The sequence below is a fragment of the Nocardia abscessus genome (assembly GCF_015477775.1).
Lineage (GTDB): Bacteria > Actinomycetota > Actinomycetes > Mycobacteriales > Mycobacteriaceae > Nocardia > Nocardia abscessus_A.
In genome coordinates, this window is the sequence record NZ_JADLQO010000002.1 from 681,804 (window position 1) to 700,001 (window position 18,198).

The 18,198-nt window shown below is 68.2% G+C and carries 19 protein-coding genes; 7 read left to right on the forward strand and 12 right to left on the reverse strand.

The genetic code is table 11. The features are described 5' to 3' along the window. Positions 1–72 precede the first annotated feature (72 nt). Positions 73–1,065, forward strand: a complete 993-nt coding sequence (locus tag IU450_RS08845) for a hypothetical protein (protein WP_195149250.1) — start codon at positions 73–75, stop codon at positions 1,063–1,065. A 237-nt stretch (positions 1,066–1,302) separates the two neighbouring features. On the opposite strand, the gene IU450_RS08850 is transcribed toward IU450_RS08845, so the two are convergent. From IU450_RS08850 to dxr, 5 genes are all read right to left on the reverse strand, one after another. Next, on the reverse strand, positions 1,303–3,090 hold the full coding sequence (locus IU450_RS08850; RefSeq protein ID WP_195149251.1) for a penicillin-binding transpeptidase domain-containing protein: 1,788 nt from the start codon (positions 3,088–3,090) through the stop codon (positions 1,303–1,305). Between the two features lie 74 nt (positions 3,091–3,164). Beyond that, positions 3,165–4,028, reverse strand: coding sequence for a GNAT family N-acetyltransferase (locus IU450_RS08855; RefSeq protein ID WP_195095868.1), 864 nt, complete (start codon positions 4,026–4,028; stop codon positions 3,165–3,167). Positions 4,029–4,095: 67 nt separating this feature from the next. Next, a complete protein-coding gene (ispG, locus tag IU450_RS08860) occupies positions 4,096–5,253 on the reverse strand; it encodes a flavodoxin-dependent (E)-4-hydroxy-3-methylbut-2-enyl-diphosphate synthase (RefSeq protein WP_195149252.1) in 1,158 nt (385 codons plus the stop codon). A gap of 152 nt (positions 5,254–5,405) precedes the next feature. Further along, on the reverse strand, positions 5,406–6,605 hold the full coding sequence (locus tag IU450_RS08865) for a M50 family metallopeptidase (protein ID WP_195149253.1): 1,200 nt from the start codon (positions 6,603–6,605) through the stop codon (positions 5,406–5,408). Between the two features lie 166 nt (positions 6,606–6,771). Next, positions 6,772–7,911, reverse strand: a complete 1,140-nt coding sequence (gene dxr, locus IU450_RS08870) for a 1-deoxy-D-xylulose-5-phosphate reductoisomerase (protein WP_195149254.1) — start codon at positions 7,909–7,911, stop codon at positions 6,772–6,774. Between the two features lie 145 nt (positions 7,912–8,056). Here dxr and IU450_RS08875 point away from each other — a divergent pair, with 145 nt between their 5' ends. Continuing rightward, positions 8,057–8,323: a DUF2631 domain-containing protein gene (locus IU450_RS08875; RefSeq protein WP_043728783.1), complete on the forward strand. Its 267-nt coding sequence runs from the start codon at positions 8,057–8,059 to the stop codon at positions 8,321–8,323. 142 nt (positions 8,324–8,465) lie between these two features. After that, on the forward strand, positions 8,466–8,780 hold the full coding sequence (locus IU450_RS08880; RefSeq protein ID WP_195149255.1) for a hypothetical protein: 315 nt from the start codon (positions 8,466–8,468) through the stop codon (positions 8,778–8,780). A 49-nt stretch (positions 8,781–8,829) separates the two neighbouring features. On the opposite strand, the gene IU450_RS08885 is transcribed toward IU450_RS08880, so the two are convergent. Further along, a complete protein-coding gene (locus IU450_RS08885; RefSeq protein WP_195149256.1) occupies positions 8,830–9,753 on the reverse strand; it encodes a LysR family transcriptional regulator in 924 nt (307 codons plus the stop codon). Between the two features lie 61 nt (positions 9,754–9,814). Here IU450_RS08885 and IU450_RS08890 point away from each other — a divergent pair, with 61 nt between their 5' ends. Then, positions 9,815–10,228: a DUF5997 family protein gene (locus IU450_RS08890; protein ID WP_195149257.1), complete on the forward strand. Its 414-nt coding sequence runs from the start codon at positions 9,815–9,817 to the stop codon at positions 10,226–10,228. A gap of 6 nt (positions 10,229–10,234) precedes the next feature. Here IU450_RS08890 and rlmN read toward each other — a convergent pair whose 3' ends face one another. After that, positions 10,235–11,344 carry a 23S rRNA (adenine(2503)-C(2))-methyltransferase RlmN gene (gene rlmN, locus IU450_RS08895; protein ID WP_195149258.1) on the reverse strand — a complete coding sequence of 370 codons (1,110 nt, stop codon included), beginning with the start codon at positions 11,342–11,344 and terminating at the stop codon, positions 10,235–10,237. 215 nt (positions 11,345–11,559) lie between these two features. Between rlmN and IU450_RS08900 the strand changes: the two genes are divergently transcribed. Beyond that, entirely contained in the window at positions 11,560–11,814 is a 255-nt protein-coding gene (locus IU450_RS08900; protein ID WP_324197593.1) for a LapA family protein, read from the forward strand. Between the two features lie 10 nt (positions 11,815–11,824). On the opposite strand, the gene IU450_RS08905 is transcribed toward IU450_RS08900, so the two are convergent. From IU450_RS08905 to rpsB, 5 genes are all read right to left on the reverse strand, one after another. Beyond that, positions 11,825–12,835: a phosphatidate cytidylyltransferase gene (locus tag IU450_RS08905; RefSeq protein ID WP_228834190.1), complete on the reverse strand. Its 1,011-nt coding sequence runs from the start codon at positions 12,833–12,835 to the stop codon at positions 11,825–11,827. Positions 12,836–12,946: 111 nt separating this feature from the next. Next, positions 12,947–13,504 carry a ribosome recycling factor gene (gene frr / locus IU450_RS08910; protein ID WP_195149260.1) on the reverse strand — a complete coding sequence of 186 codons (558 nt, stop codon included), beginning with the start codon at positions 13,502–13,504 and terminating at the stop codon, positions 12,947–12,949. A 50-nt stretch (positions 13,505–13,554) separates the two neighbouring features. Beyond that, the gene (gene pyrH, locus IU450_RS08915) at positions 13,555–14,283 is read right to left on the reverse strand and encodes a UMP kinase (protein WP_040780648.1); all 729 of its coding nucleotides are present in this window, start codon (positions 14,281–14,283) and stop codon (positions 13,555–13,557) included. 195 nt (positions 14,284–14,478) lie between these two features. Continuing rightward, positions 14,479–15,303, reverse strand: coding sequence for a translation elongation factor Ts (gene tsf / locus IU450_RS08920; protein WP_195149261.1), 825 nt, complete (start codon positions 15,301–15,303; stop codon positions 14,479–14,481). Between the two features lie 172 nt (positions 15,304–15,475). Next, positions 15,476–16,288: a 30S ribosomal protein S2 gene (gene rpsB, locus IU450_RS08925; protein WP_159838796.1), complete on the reverse strand. Its 813-nt coding sequence runs from the start codon at positions 16,286–16,288 to the stop codon at positions 15,476–15,478. A gap of 747 nt (positions 16,289–17,035) precedes the next feature. Between rpsB and IU450_RS08930 the strand changes: the two genes are divergently transcribed. Further along, positions 17,036–17,563: a M23 family metallopeptidase gene (locus IU450_RS08930; RefSeq protein ID WP_228834363.1), complete on the forward strand. Its 528-nt coding sequence runs from the start codon at positions 17,036–17,038 to the stop codon at positions 17,561–17,563. 64 nt (positions 17,564–17,627) lie between these two features. Continuing rightward, positions 17,628–18,137 carry a DUF1990 family protein gene (locus IU450_RS08935; RefSeq protein WP_195149263.1) on the forward strand — a complete coding sequence of 170 codons (510 nt, stop codon included), beginning with the start codon at positions 17,628–17,630 and terminating at the stop codon, positions 18,135–18,137. Positions 18,138–18,198: the final 61 nt, after the last annotated feature.

Here is an 18,198-nt window from a genome sequence, read left to right on the forward strand (position 1 = left end):
CGTTGCGGTCGAGCCGATACAACAGAGTCTTCGTCACCGTCGACGGAGGCTGCAGGGGTAAGGGGGTTTTCGTTGGCGACCGTACTGAAGATGCTGCTAGCGGAGCGGCATCTCAAGAGTCATCCGGATTTTCTTGTCGCGTACGACCGATGCGCGGCGCAGCTGGACCCGCCCATTCCCCCAGGGCATGGGCCGGCGAAGGCGCAGTACTACCAGTGGTTGTCCGGCCGCATGATCGGACTTCCACGCGACTATCACTGCCGGGTACTCGAGAAGATGTTCCCCGGCTGGACTGTTGAAGGATTGTTCCAGATGGCCAACTCGACACCGGACGGCACAGGCTCGCTCGGGCCTGGTCCGTCCGGCACCGACGTCCGGCTCGAGGCGTTTCTCGGGGTGGAGACCACCACCAGGGGAACGACTCTGGTGTATCCGTCGTTCGAGCTGACCAGGTCGTCCGTGGACGCACTGCGGGCGGCGGGGATCTCCCGGCGGCGCGTATTCGGGAAGCAGGAGGGTGCCTTCCCGGATCGTCCCGTCGATGTTCCCTCCGTGGTGGCGGAGAACGATTTTCGCGGGCTGCTGTACATGTTCTCCATGCTCCAACGCCACACCAGCATTCGGGCCGAGGTCCGCAGCGACCGTTACATGGTCGCTCACTACGACCGCCCGTTCATCAGCTTCGGGCTGAGCGGCAACGATTGCACCCGGTTGTACCCGCGAACCGTCCAGCGCCCGCTGTTCACCATCCGCGACAGCGGCGCCGAGGACGATTTCACACCGGTGTACCTGGAGTTGGCCGACGGCAGCCGGTACGACTCGGGCGACGACCGCAATATCGGCGTCGTCGCGCGAGTGCGACCGTGCCCGGATCAGCATCCCGATCGATACTGGTTCTTCTGCGGCGGCCTGCGGCCACGCGGGACGGCCGGAGCGGGCTGGTATCTCGCCGATTCATGGCTTTCCCTCCAGCACCGTGTCGGTGATCGTGAGTTCGTCGCGGTCATCGGCGTCGACGAGTATTCCGACCGGACGACCAGTTTGGAGCATCTGCTGATCGCGTAGCCCGAGAGGAGAGGACGGCACGCACACCCGTCGGCCCGGACAGTCGGGACACCACTGTCCGGGCCGACGCGGACGCATCGGCTCCGGACCCCACGGCGGGTTCGCGACGCGGCCGAGCACGACGAAGGAGGACACCGTTGAACTATCGGTCGACACTGATCCGGGCGGCACTGTTTCCCGCGCCGCGGCACCGTGAGCTCCTGTTCTGGGTCGTCCCCGTCTGGGAGCGAAGGCGCATCAATAACCGGCGGGCAACGCCGCGAGCATATCCCGCGTCACCGCGACGGCATTGTCGGAACTGCCGCCTTTGACCAGCAGCGTGGCGAACGCCATGTCGCCGCGGAAGCCGACGAACCAGGAATGCGACCCGCCGTCGACTTCCGCCTCGCCGGTCTTGCCGTACACCTCGCCCTGATCGGCGATCCGCTCCGCCGTGCCGCCGACGACCACCTTCCGCATCATCGCGCGCAGTCCTTCGACGACGTCGGGCGCGAGAGCCGGACGGTCGCCGTCGATCTGGGTGGGCCGTCCCGCGATGAGGTAGGGCACGGGCGCCGAGCCGTTCGCGATGGTCGCCGCCATGAGCGCCATGCCGAACGCGCTGACCACCACTTTGCCCTGACCGATGCCGTCCTCGGTGCGCTGGATCAGGTCGTCGGTGGGCGGCACCGAGCCGGAGGTCGTGGGCAGCCCCACCACCGAGTAGACCGGCCCGACACCGAGCTTCGCGGCGGCCTCGTGCAGCGCCCGCCCGGGCAGCGCACTGGCGAGCTTGGCGAACGAGGTGTTGCAGGACCGCTCGTAAGCCGTGTACATCGGCACGTTGCCGACCGTGAACAAGTTGTAGTTGGGGATGGTCCGCTCGCCGATGACGATCCGGCTCGGGCACGGCAGCACCGTATCGGGTGTCGCGAGACCGTTCGACATGGCCGCGGCGGCGGTCACCGTCTTGAACACCGAGCCGGGCGGATATTGGCCGATCGTCGCGATGGGCCCGTCCCGGTCGGCGGCTTTGTTCTGCGCCACCGCCAGAATCGCGCCGGTGGACGGCCGCAGCACCACCATCATGGTCTGCTCGGCGCGCGGCCGCACAGCGCGCTGGGCCGCGATCTGCACGTTGCGGTCGACGCTGAGCGAGAACGACGGCGCGGGCTGCGAAGGCACCTCCATCAGCACGTCGGTGTCGGAACCGTTGGAGTTCATGGTGACCACGCTCCACCCCGCCTTGCCGTCCACCTCCGCGATCACCGTCTTGCGCACCTGGGTGAGCAGATCGGGCGCGAATTCCCGATCGGTGGCCACCAGATCCCACTGCTGGGTCAGCGTCACGCCGGGCAACCCGATCAGATCGGTGATCACCTGGCCGGATTCGACTTCGTTGAGCAGCGCGACCGTGTAGGTGCCCCGCGCCGCCTTCGCCGCGTCGAGAATCGACTGCGGCGTCAGCGACTGGTCGAACCGATGCAGCGCGGCGGCCAGCGCGGTGGCCACCGTCGCGGGCTCGGCGGCGTCCGCCACGGCGAACGCGACCCGGGACACCTTGCCGGGCACCATCACGTCGGTGCCGGACTGCTCGTTGACCCGCGACCTCGGGGGCGGATTGGACCGCAACGCCATGCTCTGGGTGTCGCCGAGTTTGGGATGGATGTTGGAGGAGGTCCAGCGGACCATCCAGCGACCGGCGCTGCGGCCCATCTGCAACTGACCCGAGTACTTCCAGGTCCGATTCTTCGGCAGCCGCCACTCGTAGGTGTAGTCGACGGTCGCGGTATCGCCGGTCACGCGCGCCGCGCCGGTGCGCGCGGTGAGCTGCTCGGCCTGGAGCTGGTCCCACGCGGAACGCAATGCGCCGGTTGCTTTCTCCGGCAGATTGGTGAACTCCGCGGCCGCGCTCACCCGGTGCTCGGCGAACGCTTTGACGAAGGCGTCCGCGGCGGGAACGGGGCCTTGCGGCTCGCTCGCACAACCAGCCGCGGCGACCGTGAGGGCCGCGGCGGCGAGCGAGAGGAGCGCGCGAGTCGACATCGGCACCGATGGTAGTAGTCACTGACCGGCAAACGCCTGCGGCACTCCGTAATTCGCCGTGTCCGAGTGCACGCTCAATCGACCAGGACGGTCGCGAAGGTGGCGATCTGCCGGAATCCGACGCGGCTGTAGGCACGGCGGGCGATCGCGTTGTAGTCGTTCACGTACAGGCTCGCGGTGCGGCCGGAGGCGACCACGGCGCTCGCGACGGCCGAGGTGCCCGCGGTGCCGCGCCCCTTGCCTCGATGGTCCGGATGCACCCAGACCCCCTGGATCTGGCCCGTGCGCCGCGACAGCGAGCCGACCTCGGCCTTGAAGACCACTTCCCCGTCCTCGAAACGTGCCCAGGCACGGCCGGATTCGATCAAGCTCTGGATCCGGCGGCGATAGCCGCGGCCGCCGTCGCCCGCGCGCGGGTCGACGCCGACCTCCTCGATGAACATGGCGATCGCGGCCGAGAGATAGCGGTCGAGTTCGTCGCGGCGCACCCGGCGGACCTCCTGGTCGGGAGTGGCCAGCGGCGGCTGGGCCAGCGCCAGTAGCGGCTGTTCCCCGCGTAGCTCACGTTCGGGACCCCAGTGACCGGCCAGCATTTCCCACAGCGGCAACGCCAGTTCTCTGCGGCCCACCACCGAGGAACAGATCCGCGGCCACCGGATCGCCCGGTCGGCGAAGGCGCGCAGTGCGTCCCGGTCGCCGAGCAACGGAACGAGGTTCGCGCCCGAGAAGCACAGCGACTCAGCGGGGCCGCCCCTGGACCAGAGCTCGCCCTGCCCGCACCGGGCGTCCAGGCCGAACTCCTGCAACCGGGCCGCGACCATGCACGAGGCCACCGGATCGGCATCCAGTACACGCAGCACCTGGGCAAGGTCCCGATTAGCGAGCTGCCGCGCAGGGGCGTATTTGGCCCGTCGCGCCGGCTCCAGCAGACTCCGCACGATCACAGCCTGCCACGAACCGGCGCGATGCGGTACGTCTCCGCGCAAAGCCCTGGTAGGCGGCGACTCAGCCGACGGTGACGACCGGTTCGCCTGCGGCGGCGTCCTCACCCATCTCCTCGGCGATGCGCATCGCCTCTTCGATGAGCGTCTCGACGATCTTCGCCTCCGGGACGGTCTTGATGACCTCGCCCTTGACGAAGATCTGGCCCTTGCCGTTGCCGGAGGCCACTCCCAGGTCGGCTTCGCGTGCCTCACCGGGGCCGTTCACGACGCAGCCCATGACGGCCACCCGCAGCGGAACCGCCATGCCCTCCAGGCCCGCGGTCACCTCGTTGGCCAAGGTGTACACGTCCACCTGCGCGCGCCCGCAGGAAGGGCACGACACGATCTCCAATTTGCGCGGCCGCAAGTTCAACGATTGCAGGATCTGCCCGCCGACCTTGACCTCCTCGGCGGGGGGCGCGGACAGCGAAACGCGGATCGTGTCGCCGATGCCCTCCGACAGCAGCGCGCCGAACGCGACCGCCGACTTGATCGTGCCCTGGAACGCCGGGCCCGCCTCGGTGACGCCGAGGTGCAGCGGGTAGTCGCACTGCGCGGCCAGCTGCCGGTAGGCCTCCACCATGATCACCGGGTCGTTGTGCTTGACCGAGATCTTGATGTCGCCGAAACCGTGTTCCTCGAACAGGCTCGCCTCCCACAGCGCCGACTCCACCAGCGCCTCCGGCGTGGCCTTGCCGTACTTCTCCATCATTCGCTTGTCCAGCGAACCGGCGTTCACGCCGATGCGGATCGGAATGCCCGCGGCGCCGGCGGCCTTGGCGACCTCCTTGACCCGGCCGTCGAACTCCTTGATGTTGCCCGGGTTGACCCGCACCGCGGCGCACCCGGCGTCGATCGCGGCGAAGATGTAGCGAGGCTGGAAGTGGATGTCGGCGATCACCGGAATCTGGGATTTCCGCGCGATCGTGGCCAGCGCGTCCGCGTCCTCTTGACGCGGGCAGGCCACCCGCACGATGTCGCACCCCGACGCGGTGAGTTCCGCGATCTGCTGCAGGGTGGCGTTCACGTCGTGCGTCTTGGTCGTGGTCATGGACTGCACCGAGATCGGGTGAGCGCTGCCCACCCCGACATTGCCCACCATCAACTGGCGGGTCTTACGCCGTGGAGCGAGCACTGCCGCGGGAGCGGCCGGCATCCCCAATCCGATTGTGCTGGTCACCTTCGGCTGCCTACTTTCATCGTGTTCTGCCGGTTCGGTGCCGAGTCTAGCCTTGGCGCACGACGCCCACCCTGTGACAGCAACGACAAGGCTTCCCCGGCTGACCGCCACAGACTACGTCGCCGGTAGCCCCGTCGGCTCGACGGCCCCGGTCAGAACAGCTTGATCGGGTTGACGATGTCGGCGGCCAGGGTGAGCAGCATGTAGGCGCCGCCGATCACCACGACCACATAGGTCGCGGGCAGCAATTTCAAGTAGTTCACCGGGGCCCCGGGAGCGAGGCCCTTCCAGCCGCGGATGGTGTTGCGGATCTTCTCGTAGACGACCACCGCGATATGGCCCCCGTCCAGCGGCAACAACGGCAGCAGGTTGAAGACGCCGAGGAAGAAGTTCAGGCTGGCCAGCACCAGGATGAAAATGTTCCACAGGCCGCGTTCGGCGGTCTCGCCACCGATCTTGCTGGCGCCGTACACGCTGACCGGGGTCTCCGGATCCCGCTCACCGCCGGTGACCGCGTCCCACAGCGAGGACACCTTCGCGGGCATCTGAGCCAGCGAGTCGACCGTACGCACGAACATGTCCCCGGTGAACGTGACCGCGGCGGGAACGGCCCCCAGCAGGTCGTATTGCACGGGTTCGTAACGTTCCTGGCCTACACCGATGGCACCGACTTCGCGGCCCTCGCCACCGCCCTCGGGGTACCGGGTGACCCGCTCCGGGGTAACGGGAACGGTGAGGGTGCGGCCGTCGCGCTCGATGAGATAGGTGAACGGGCCGGTCTGCTTCTGGGTCTCGGCCTGGAACTCCCGCCAGGTGTCGACCTCGACGCCGTTCACCTGTTTGACGATGTCACCGCGCTGCAATCCGGCGCGCTGCGCAGGGCCCGTGCCGGTGCACGGCGCGTTCGAGCCGTCCGGATTTCCCTGCGGCACGCAGCCCATGACGCCCAGCGCCGTCGCGGGCGGTTCCTTCAGGTTCGGCAGGCCCCACCCGACGGCGAGCACCACGATCAGGAGGAAACCGAAGACGAAGTTCATCGCGATGCCGCCGGACATCACGAGCAACCGCTTCCAGGTGGCCTGGCGGTACATGGCGCGGTCGAGTTCTTCCGGACGCAATTCGTCCAGCGCCGTCATACCCGCGATGTCGCAGAAGCCGCCGAGCGGAAGCGCCTTGAGGCCGTACTCGGTCTCGCCGCGACGGAACGAGAAGACCTTCGGTCCGAATCCGATGAAATACCGTCGCACCTTCATGCCGGTGGCCTGGGCGGTCCACATGTGCCCACATTCGTGCAGCGCGATCGACACTGTGATGCCAAGCGCGAACAGCGCGAACCCCAACGCGAACACCATTTGCTCTACAGCCCTCCTGCGTTTGCGCAGCTCGTATATCCCGCACGCACGCGTCCGCTCCTGGCCGCGAGCACTCTGATCACCCTAACCGGACAGTGATCTGTCCTGTGTCTTCAGTGTGCCAGGACGCCGTCGCTTCGCGCGTCCGATCCGTCGTCGAACGGTTTCAGCCGCGTACCCGAGCGGCGGCGAACTCCCGCGCCCAGCGGTCCGCGGCGAGGACCTCGTCGAGCGAATCCGGCTCGGCGCGCCACCGCTCGGCGGCCTCGACGGCGGCGGCCACTGTGCGAACGATCTGCGGGAAGCGGATGGCGCCGTCGAGGAAGGCCTGCACCGCGACCTCGTTGGCGGCGTTGTAGACCGCGGTGACGCTGCCGCCCGCCTGACCGGCCGCGCGCGCCAGCTCGACGGCCGGGAAGACTTCGTTGTCGACCGGCTCGAACGTCCAGGTCGACGCGGTGCCGAAATCGCAGGCAGCGGCGGCGCCGGGCACCCGGTCCGGCCAGCCGAGGGCCAGCGCGATGGGCAGCTTCATGTCCGGCGGGCTGGCCTGGGCGAGCGTGGAGCCATCGGTGAAGGTGACCATCGAATGCACGATCGATTGCGGATGCACGGTGACGTCGATGCGGTCGTAGGGGATGCCGAACAGCAGGTGCGTCTCGATCAGCTCGAGCCCCTTGTTCACCAGCGAGGCCGAGTTCAGGGTGTTCATCAGGCCCATCGACCAGGTGGGGTGCGCCTTGGCCTCGGCAGGCTCGACCGAATCGAGCATCTCGGTGGTCCAGCCGCGGAACGGGCCGCCGGAAGCGGTCAGCACCAGCCGGTCGACTTCCTCGGCGCGACCGCCGCGCAGGCATTGCGCCAGCGCGGAATGCTCCGAGTCGACCGGGACGATCTGCCCTGGAGCGGCGGCACGGGTGACCAGGGAACCGCCCGCGACCAGCGACTCCTTGTTTGCCAGGGCGAGCCGGGTGCCCGACTGGAGGGTGGCCAGGGTTGGCTCCAGTCCCAGCGCGCCGACCAGTGCGTTGAGCACGACGTCCGCTTCGGTGCGGCGCACCAGCTCGGTCACCGCCCCCGGGCCGCCCAGCGGCAGGTCCAGCCGCTGGGCGGCGGCCGGATCGGCGACGGCGACATTGCGCGTGCCCGTGGCGGCCATCTGGGCGGCGAGCAGCTCGGTATTGCCGCCGCGCGCGGCGAGGCCGACCACCTCGAAGCGGTCGGGATTGGCGGCGATCACCTCGAGCGCTTGGGTGCCAATGGATCCGGTGCTGCCCAGCAGCAGGACTCTCACGATGTCGGACACGACTTCATTGTGTCCTACCCGGCCGAACGCGTCCGACGGGCGCGGGCCGACTTACAACGACACACCGTCGTATGTCACGATATGCGGCAGTAGCTCATCGAGTGCGTACCGGAATCGCGGTACAAGTAACAGCTAAGGAGCGATCGTGGCCGCCACGGAACTCGAACACGCCGACACCGAGCGCGTCGTCACTCGCGTGGATCCCGCCGAAGTTCCCTCCGCCGCCTGGGGTTGGAGCGGCGAGTCGCGTCGCACCTTCCGGATCGCGGGCTGGATCGTCGCGCTGATCCTGCTGGCCATGCTGATCGGCAACCACAGCGGCAAGGTCGAGGACATCTTCCTGGTCGGCTTCGCCGCCCTGATCGCGGGCATCCTGATCCGCGACTCGGTGCTGCAGCGCAAGCCGCGCTAGTCTCCGTTCGGAAAAGTCTTCTCGCACAATTCATTCGTTCTGTACCGGGCACCGGCCTCCCCGGTACCGTGTGCGTCCGGGGTCCGCGTCCCAGCAGGGTCGCGGACCTCGGTTTCTGTTCGCACACGACCCTTAGGACGCAATGATCAAGACCTGTTCGGCTGCCTTGCTCGTCGCGAGCGCGTTCGGCTCGCTGCTGTTGCTTCCCGCGGCGCCGGCGCACGCCCAGTCACCGGCGTGCGGCGCGGCCATCGCCGCGATCAACGCCGCCATCGACGAGTCCGGCGGCAATCTGGATCCCACCGTGCAGCAGTCCCTGGCCGCGAAGCTCTCGGCCATCGAAGCCGAAGGCCCGGAGAAGGACGCCATCGCCGCCTACGCCCACGCCCTCACCGATGAGAAGGTCGCGAGCATGGACCCGGCGACCGACGAGCTGAACCGGGTCTGCAAGGGCTGACGAACGGGCGGCGCGGATCCGCCGCGGTTCGCGCCGCCACCGGGCCGGTTCAGCGCCCGCGACGCCGGGCGGGCTTCTTCTTGGCAGGAGCCGGACGGCCGCTCGCCTTCTTGGCCGGAGACTTCTTTCTCGGCTGATTCTCCTCGGCCCGAGACGGAGCCCGCGAGCTGCGCTCGGAACGCCCGCGCACGACGCCGATGAAATCCTCGACCAGGTCGGTGGTGTGGCCGGTGGGCCAAGCCAGCGCTACCTCCGTGTCGGGGAGGTCGAGCATCGGGCGGTAGACCAGGTCGCGGCGGTGGTGCAGGCGGGCGAGCGAGTGTGGCACGATCGCCGCGCCACCGGCCGCCGCGACGAGTTCCAGCGCGCCGGCGACCGCGTCGACGTCCGAGGTGTCCTGCAAGCGCTCGTCGGTCAGGTCGCCCATGCGCACCTCGTCGAATACCGAGAGCGGATGTTCCTTCTGCACCACGACCACCGGTACCTCCCGGTAGAGCGGAATGGCGTTCACGCCCTCGCGGTCGATCGGCAGCCGCACGAAGCACATGTCGACACGTCCCTCGCGCAACGCTGCTTCTTGGTCCGCCTGCGTCAGCGCGATCACCTCGAGCGAGGTGTCCGGAAACCGCTCACCCCAGATCCGGGTCCACTTGGACACGGTCACGCCCGGCACGAAACCCACGCGCAGGCCGGCCGGACCTTCCGGCTGCCCCTGCTCGGCCGCCGACTCGGACCGGGAGATGATCTCTCGCGCCTGCTCCAGCAACGCATGCCCGTCGTCGGTGAGCTGGGTGGGTTGTGCCCCGGGTACGAAAAGCTTCGTGCCCAGCTCGTTTTCCAAGTCGATGACGGTGTGGCTCAGCTTCTGCCGTGAGATGTGCAGCGACTTCGCCGCGCGCGCGAAGTGCAACTCCTGCGCGACCGCGACGAACCAGCGCAGGCGCACGACATCGATCGACTCCAACCGGCTCATTCGTGGAAGCGTAGGCCACCGCGCGGTCAGGACCCGCCGCGCCGCCCAGTACGCTGTATCGGTGAGCCCGGACAAGAAACCGCAGATGATGAAGCCGCTCACCGCGGCGAACAAGCTCGGCATCTACCTTCCGGCGGCGCCAGAGGAGTTCCGCAACACGCCGATCTCCCGCGCCCAGCTCGACGCGCTGCGCAACGATCCCCCCGAATGGCTCACCGAACTGCGCCGCACCGGCCCGTTCCCGCGCGATGTGGTGGCACGCAAGCTCGGTGTCTCCAACACCGGTTTGGCCCGCGCCGAGGTCTCCGACGCCTTGACCGCCGACGAGATCAGCACGCTGCTGGCCGACCCGCCGGAATGGCTCGCCCGGGAACGCGAAAACCTCGCCGCGGTGCGCGCGGAGAACGCACGCGTCAAGGCGAAGGAAGCCGAACGCCGCGCCGCCACCAACCGCCCGGCGAAGAATCGCGGGTAGCGTTTCTCAGTTCTCCGCGGCCAATTGCCCGCAGGCGGCCGCGATCTCCTGACCGCGGGTGTCGCGGACCGTGCAGGGCACGCCCTGGGCGTTGACGCGGCGGACGAACTCCTGCTCGACCGGCTTGGGGCTGGCGTCCCATTTGGAGCCGGGGGTGGGGTTCAGCGGGATGACGTTGACGTGCACGCGGGAGCCGAGCGCCTTGTGCAGCTTCTCGCCGAGCATGTCGGCGCGCCACGGGTGGTCGTTGATGTCACGGATGAGCGCGTACTCGACCGAGACGCGGCGACCGGTCTTGTCGGCGTAGTAGCGCGCCGCGTCGAGCACTTCGGCGACCGGCCAGCGATTGTTGACCGGGACCAAGGTGTCGCGCAGTTCGTCGTCGGGCGTGTGCAGCGAGACGGCGAGCGTGACCGACAGTCCCTCATCGGCCAGCTTGCGGATGGCGGGAGCGAGCCCGACGGTCGAGACGACGACATTGCGCTGGGAGATGCCGAGTCCGTCCGGTGCAGGCGAGGTGATCCGGCGGACCGCGGCGACCACCCGCTTGTAGTTGGCCAGCGGCTCGCCCATACCCATGAAGACGATGTTGGACAGCCTGCCCGGCCCGCCGGCAACTTCCCCGTCCCGCAGCGCGGCGGCCGCGGCGCGCACCTGGTCGACGATCTCGGCGGTGGACAGGTTGCGGTTCAGCCCGCCCTGACCGGTGGCGCAGAACGGGCACGCCATGCCGCAACCGGCCTGACTCGAGATGCACAGCGTCGCTCGGTCCGGGTAGCGCATGAGGACGCTCTCCAGCAGCGTGCCGTCGCCCGCTCGCCACAGCGTCTTGCGGGTCTCCCCGGCGTCACACGCCACGTGCTTGACGACGCTGATCAGCGGTGGGAAAAGCGCGTCGCCGATCTTCTCCCGCACGGCGGCGGGCAGATCCGTCATCTGCGCGGGGTCGGCCTGCAGACGCGCGTAGTACTGGCGGGCGATCTGATCGGCACGGAACTTCGGCAAACCCAGTTCCTCGACGGCCGCCCGCCTGCCCTCCGCATCGAGGTCGGCGAGATGGCGCGGCGGCATGCCGCGACGCGGAGCGTCGAAAACCAGGGGCAGGGAGACGGTCATAGTTGCTCCATTCTCCCATTCGCGGCAACCACCCCCGCACTCGACCACGTGCGTGCGGCCCGACATACCCGGTTCGTGGAGGGCAAATGCCTGCGGCGGTGATAGCGGTCGGCCATGATCGAGGTATGTCCACGCATGCCGAACATCCGCCGGAACCGGATCCGGACCTGTCGCACCGCCAAAGTGCCCCGAGGCCGAGCGCTCCTCCGGCCGTTGTGACCAACAAATCGCTGTCTTCACGCACCGGTTACGCCTGGAGCGGGCTCGTCACCGGCGTCCTGATCCTGGTCCTGCTGCTGGTCTTCATCCTGCAGAACCTGGAGCAGATCCAAGTGCACTTCTTCTTCTGGGACTTCTCGCTGCCGCTCGGCGTCACCGTTCTGCTGTCGGTGATCGGCGGCGCACTCGTCATGGCCTCCGTGGGAGGCGTCCGCATCCTGCAATTGCGCCGCGCCGCCAAGAAGGTCTGACGCGCACGAGTCAGATCAGCGTCGAGAGCACCAGCCAGGAGACGAACGCCGAGGGGAGCATGGAGTCGAGGCGGTCCATGATGCCGCCGTGGCCCGGCAGCAGCGTGCCCATGTCCTTGATCCCGAGTTCGCGCTTGATCTGCGATTCGATCAGATCCCCGCAGGTGGCCACCAGCACCAGGCCGACGCCGAGCACGACGCCGATCATCGAGTTGGCCTCCAGCAGGAGCGTCACCGTGAGCAGGCCGCCGATCACGCTGAACACCAGCGAGCCGCAGAAACCCTCCCACGACTTCTTCGGGCTGATCGAGGGCACCATCGGATGCTTGCCGAACAGCACGCCCGCCACGTAACCGCCGACGTCGGAGCAGACCACCAGGATCATGAAGGTGAGCACCCGCAGGTTGCCGTCCGGCTCGAGCAGCAGCAGCGTGGCGAACGAAGCGAGCAGTGGGATCCAGGCCAGCGTGAACACCGTGATGGCGGTGTCGCGCAAGAAGTTTCGCGGCGCTGTCTGCAAGCCGTGATCGAACAGCCGCCACACCATGCAGATCAGCGTGGTGGCGGCGAACGCGCCCGCGACGCCGCTGGCGCCATAGGGCCAGCCGAGCCAGAACACCGCCTGACCGCCGACTATCAGCGGAACGCGCGGTACGAGCACATCGGCTTCGCGCAGCCGCTTGGCGACCTCCCAGGTGGCCACGCCGACACCGGCCGCCGCGACGCCGATGAATACTTTCGGCACGAACAGCAGGATCGCGATCAGCGAAAGGCCGAGTCCGAAGCCGACGGTCAGCGCGGCGGGAAGATTGCGGCCCGCGCGCGAACCGCTCGAAGCGGGAGCGGTGTGGCCGGCCGCGGCATCTTGTCCGGACGGCGCGGGGCTGCTTAACGGTTCATGACCGGACGCACCAGCATCGTGCGCGCGCTCCTGCCTCGCATCGGCTGTCCCGTTCACCGGCGGCTCCTCTGCCGCACCGGTCGCGGCGGCGTTCTCGGCCACGATTGTCCCGTCGCTCAACTCGTCGTTCCGTTCGTCCCCCGCCCGGGCGGGCCCTCCGCTGAATCTCCGGCGGCACTCGCGACGGCCTGGGCCTCCTCCGGGCCCACCCCGCCTGCCGACCGATCCGCGTCAGACCTCGAGCAGTTCGGCTTCCTTGTGCTTGACCAGTTCGTCGACTTGGCCGACGTACTTGGCAGTGGTCTTGTCGAGCTCCTTCTCGGCGCGCCCGACCTCGTCCTCCCCCGCCTCGCCCTCCTTCTGGATACGCGACAGTTCGTCCATCGCCTTGCGACGGACATTGCGAATGGCGACCTTGGCGTCCTCGCCCTTGCCCCTCGCCTGCTTGGCGAGTTCCCGGCGGCGCTCCTCGGTCAGCTGGGGCACCGAGATCCGGATGATGTCGCCGTTGTTGGTGGGGTTGACGCCGAGATCCGAGTTGCGGATCGCGGTTTCGATCGCCCCGAGCTGGCCCGCCTCGTACGGCTTGATCACGACCATGCGCGGCTCCGGCACCGTGATGCTGGACATCTGGGTGATCGGGGTCGGCGAGCCGTAGTAGTCGACGACGACCCGGGAGAACATACCCGGATTCGCCCGACCGGTACGAATGGTTCCGAGATCGTCCTTCGCCACCGAGACGGCCTTCTCCATCTTCTCCTCGGCGTCGAAGAGCGCTTCTTCAATCACGACCGTTTCCTCCACAGCGTCGTCATGTCATGATCCGCGGTCTGCGGGTATCAGGACCGAACCAGTGTGCCGATCTTCTCACCGGCGACCGCGCGGGCGATATTGCCCTTGGTCAACAAATTGAACACCAGAATCGGCATCTGGTTGTCCATGCACAAGCTGAAGGCGGTCGCGTCGGCGACCTTGAGGTCGCGCTCGATGACCTCTTTGTGGGTGATCTCGGAGTACATGGTGGCGGTCTCGTCGACGCGCGGGTCGGCGGTGAACACCCCGTCGACCGCCTTGGCCATCAGCACCACGTCCGCGCCGATCTCCAGCGCGCGCTGGGCGGCGGTGGTGTCGGTGGAGAAGTAGGGCATGCCCATGCCCGCTCCGAAGATGACCACGCGGCCCTTCTCCAGATGCCGCTTGGCGCGCAGCGGGAGGTAGGGCTCGGCCACCTGGCCCATCGTGATCGCGGTCTGCACCCGGGTGTCCACGCCCTGCTGCTGCAGGAAGTCTTGCAGCGCAAGGCTGTTCATCACCGTGCCGAGCATGCCCATGTAGTCGCTGCGGGCGCGTTCCATGCCGCGTTCCTCGAGCTCGGCGCCGCGGAAGAAGTTCCCGCCGCCGATCACCACGGCCACCTGGACGCCGGTCGCGACCACCTCGGCGATCTGCTCGGCGACCGTCTGCACGACATCCGGGTCGAGACCGACCTTGCCTCCGCCGAACATCTCGCCGCCGAGTTTCAGCAGTACCCGGCGATATCCTGGGCGATCGGTCCCCGGGTCCGTCATGGGTCTCCAGTCTCCTTAGGCGAGGGATTGTCGTTCTTCCGGCGATTCGGTGCGCACGGCAGGCGCCCGTGACGTAGAGCTAAGGGCAGAGCGGCATCTATCCTGCCCTATTCGGTTCGAGCGGCAGCAGAAGGCCCCCCGTCAACCGGCGTTCGTTCGGTCGGCGGGGGGCCTGCACACTGGGAGTGCGGCGACTCAGTTCGCGCCGACCTCGAAGCGGGCGAAGCGAGTGACGGTGACACCGGCCTCGTCCAGCAGTGCCTTGACGGTCTTCTTCGAATCGGTGACCGACGACTGCTCCAGCAGCACGACGTCCTTGAAGAAGCCGTTGACGCGGCCCTCGGTGATCTTCGGCAGCGCGGCCTCGGGCTTGCCCTCCTCGCGAGCGGTCTGCTCGGCGATGCGGCGCTCGTTCTCCACGATGTCGGCCGGAACCTCGTCGCGGGTCACGTACTTGGCCTTGAGCGCGGCGACCTGCATGGCGGCGGCGCGGGCGGCCTCGGCCGCGGCGTCGCCCTCACCGGTGTACTCGACCAGCACGCCGACGGCGGGCGGCAGGTCCGAGGCACGCTTGTGCAGGTAGGTGGCGACCGGGCCGTTCAGCGAGATGACGCGACGCAGCTCGAGCTTCTCGCCGATCTTCGCGGCGAGCGCCTGCACGGCCTCGTCGACGGTCTTGCCGCCGAGGTCCAGCGCCTTCAGCGACTCCAGGTCACCGGGCTTGGCGGTCGCCGCCGCGGCGACGACCTGCTCGGCGAGCTGCTGGAACTCCGCGTTCTTCGCGACGAAGTCGGTCTCGGAGTTGATCTCGACCATGACGCCGTCCTTGGCGGCGACCAGGCCTTCGGCGGTGGTCCGCTCGGCACGCTTGCCGACGTCCTTCGCGCCCTTGATGCGCAGCAGCTCGACGGCCTTGTCGAAGTCACCGTCGGTCTCGGCCAGCGCGTTCTTGCAGTCCATCATGCCGGAGCCGGTCAGCTCCCGGAGCCGCTTCACATCGGCAGCGGTGTAGTTCGCCATTATCGGCGAGCCTCCTTCGGAGAAGTGTGGGTGTTGGCAGCGGCGATCACGATGGCACTCGCTCGTGATCGCCGCCGAAACAGTGTCCGATCTGCGGCGTTCGCGGGCCCCTGCGTGGCTACGCAGGCTACCGCCTCCGGGACCGTCGCTCACGCCGCGGGGGTTACGAGTCTCAGGCCTCGGCCGAGGTCTCGGCGGCCTCGGCGCCGGGAGCGGCCTGCGCGAGCAGCTCCTGCTCCCACTCGGCCAGCGGCTCGCCCGCGCCCGCTTCCGGCTTCTCGTCGCCCGAGGCCACACCGGCCCGCGCCTGCACACCCTCGGCCACCGCGGAGGCGACGACCTTGGTCAGCAGGGCGGCGGAGCGGATCGCGTCGTCGTTGCCCGGGATCGGGTAGTCGACCAGGTCGGGGTCGCAGTTGGTGTCCAGGATCGCGATGACCGGGATGTTCAGCTTGCGCGCCTCGCCGACGGCGATGTGCTCCTTGTTGGTGTCGACGACCCAGATGGCCGAGGGCACCTTCTGCATGTCGCGGATACCGCCGAGGGTGCGCTCCAGCTTGTTCATCTCACGCGTCAGCATGAGGATTTCCTTCTTGGTGCGACCCTCGAAGCCACCGGTCTGCTCCATGGCCTCGAGCTCCTTGAGGCGCTGCAGGCGCTTGTGCACGGTGGAGAAGTTGGTGAGCATGCCACCCAGCCAGCGCTGGTTGACGTACGGCATCCCGACGCGCGTCGCCTCGGCCGCGATCGACTCCTGGGCCTGCTTCTTGGTGCCGACGAAGAGAACGGTGCCACCGTGGGCGACGGTCTCCTTGACGAACTCGTAGGCCTTGTCGATGTAGGTCAGCGTCTGCTGCAGGTCGATGATGTAGATGCCGTTGCGGTCGGTGAAGATGAACCGCTTCATCTTCGGGTTCCAGCGCCGGGTCTGGTGTCCGAAGTGCGCGCCGCTGTCGAGCAGCTGCTTCATGGTTACGACAGCCATAGCTCCCGTATCTCTCTTTCGTTGCCGGTTGACGCAGCGAATCGGCGATCCGCTGCCCTGGCGCCGCCGAATCGTCGGACCCGACCACGAAGGTGGGGACCAGCCGACGATTCCCTGTTCCGAACACGCTGCCGCGAACCCAAAGATCTCGAGTTCGATTCGAACAGCGCCGCTATGAACAAGCACGGGTGGCGCGCGAAGTCGGTCCATGCAGGCACAGACCGCTCGCTCAGTTTACGGCCTTCGGGCACGCAGACCTAAATCGGTTCGATCGGAAACCTTTGACCAGGCGGAACGGCGACTCTTCACAGGCGAGGAGGTTATCCACATTCCGCGGATCGAGCCGTCGGCGGCGCCGGAAACGCAGGAGGGTGGAGGCATGAAACCGATCTCTACGACGATGACCTTCCTCGTTCCGCTGCTGTTCGTGCTCGGGGTCGTTGCCGCACCCCCGGTCGGGGCCGAGACGCCCGCCGCGAAACCTGCGCCCGGGGCGTGCACAGGGTCCGCTTGCCTGCCGTCTCTGTCTCAACTGCTCCGGCGAGCGCCGCTGCGGCAATCCGGTCTCGACGCCGGTGAACACCGAGAGGAAACGGGCCCCTCCTCCAGTGCCGACCTGTGCACACCGCCCGTGCCCCTGTGCGGGTCGTAGTCGGACTTCCGGCACGCACAACCGGTTCGTATCCCATGCGGCAGCGTCGGCGTCTCTTCTCGGTGCTGGGTCTCGGCATCGCCGCACTCGTCACGATGGAGCCGACGGCGACTGCTGCACCCGATGCGCGGTTCGGCTGGCCGCTGCAACCGCGCCCCGCGGTGGTCCGGCGCTTCGACAAACCCGCGCAGAACTGGCTGCCGGGACATCGTGGGGTCGATCTGGCCGGGGCGGAGGGGCAAGCCGTGCTGGCAGCGGGCGAGGGGCTCGTCGTGTTCGCCGGAACCGTGGCCGGCAAACCGGTCGTGTCCATCGATCACCCCGGCGGGGTGCGCACCACCTACGAACCCGTTCGAGCCGACGTGCCCGTGGGCAGGCGGGTCGGGCGCGGCACCCGAATCGGCACACTCGAGGCCGGACATCCCGGATGCGCGACGACATGCCTGCACTGGGGAGCCCGCGCCGAAGGCGGAGGCCGACGCGTCCGTGAGTACCTCGACCCCCTCGGGCTCCTTCAGCTCACTCCCCTGCGCCTCAAACCGGTGGCTCCTGAGAGCCCGACCAGGAGAAGCGCCGTAGCTGGTTCGCGCCTCGGTTCAGGTCTTGGTGGATGGCCTCAGTGATCGGCCCCGGCGTGTCGGCAGCGCGCGGTGGCGGGAGCGTGCGGAGCGGGGCGAAGATCGGGGCATGGAGGATGGGCAGTCGTTCACGTATTCCGAAATCGGCGCGACACGAGGTGCGCTACCGGAGGGGTATCACGGGTTTCGGCTGCGGCGGCCGATCGGGCAGGGTCGCGCGCTGTTCGAGCGCGCGGGTGCGGAGATCTCGGCCTACCGAGTGCAGAAGGGCACCGGGATCTTCCGAGCAGCCGACACTCCGACGGCCGAACCCGGCACAACCATCACGGTGCGGCTCGGTTTCGGGCCGTTAGGAATCACCGCACCGTGCCGGGTGGTGTACGTCCTCGACGAACCCGACCGACGGGGTTTCGCGTACGGAACCCTGCCCGGACATCCGGCGTCCGGGGAGGAACTGTTCGCCGTCGAGTACGACCCCGCCGACGACGCGGTCTACGGGCTGATCGTCGCGTTCTCCCGCCCCGCCACTTGGTACACCCGGCTCGGCGGACCCGTGGTGCGGCTGGTCCAGCGTTTCGTGGCGGGCAGATACATCGCGGCGTTGCCGACATCTGCCTGACGGCCGACGGCACGCGGCGTGCACCCGCGAAATCGCGCCACGCGGTATCACGGCGCGATCC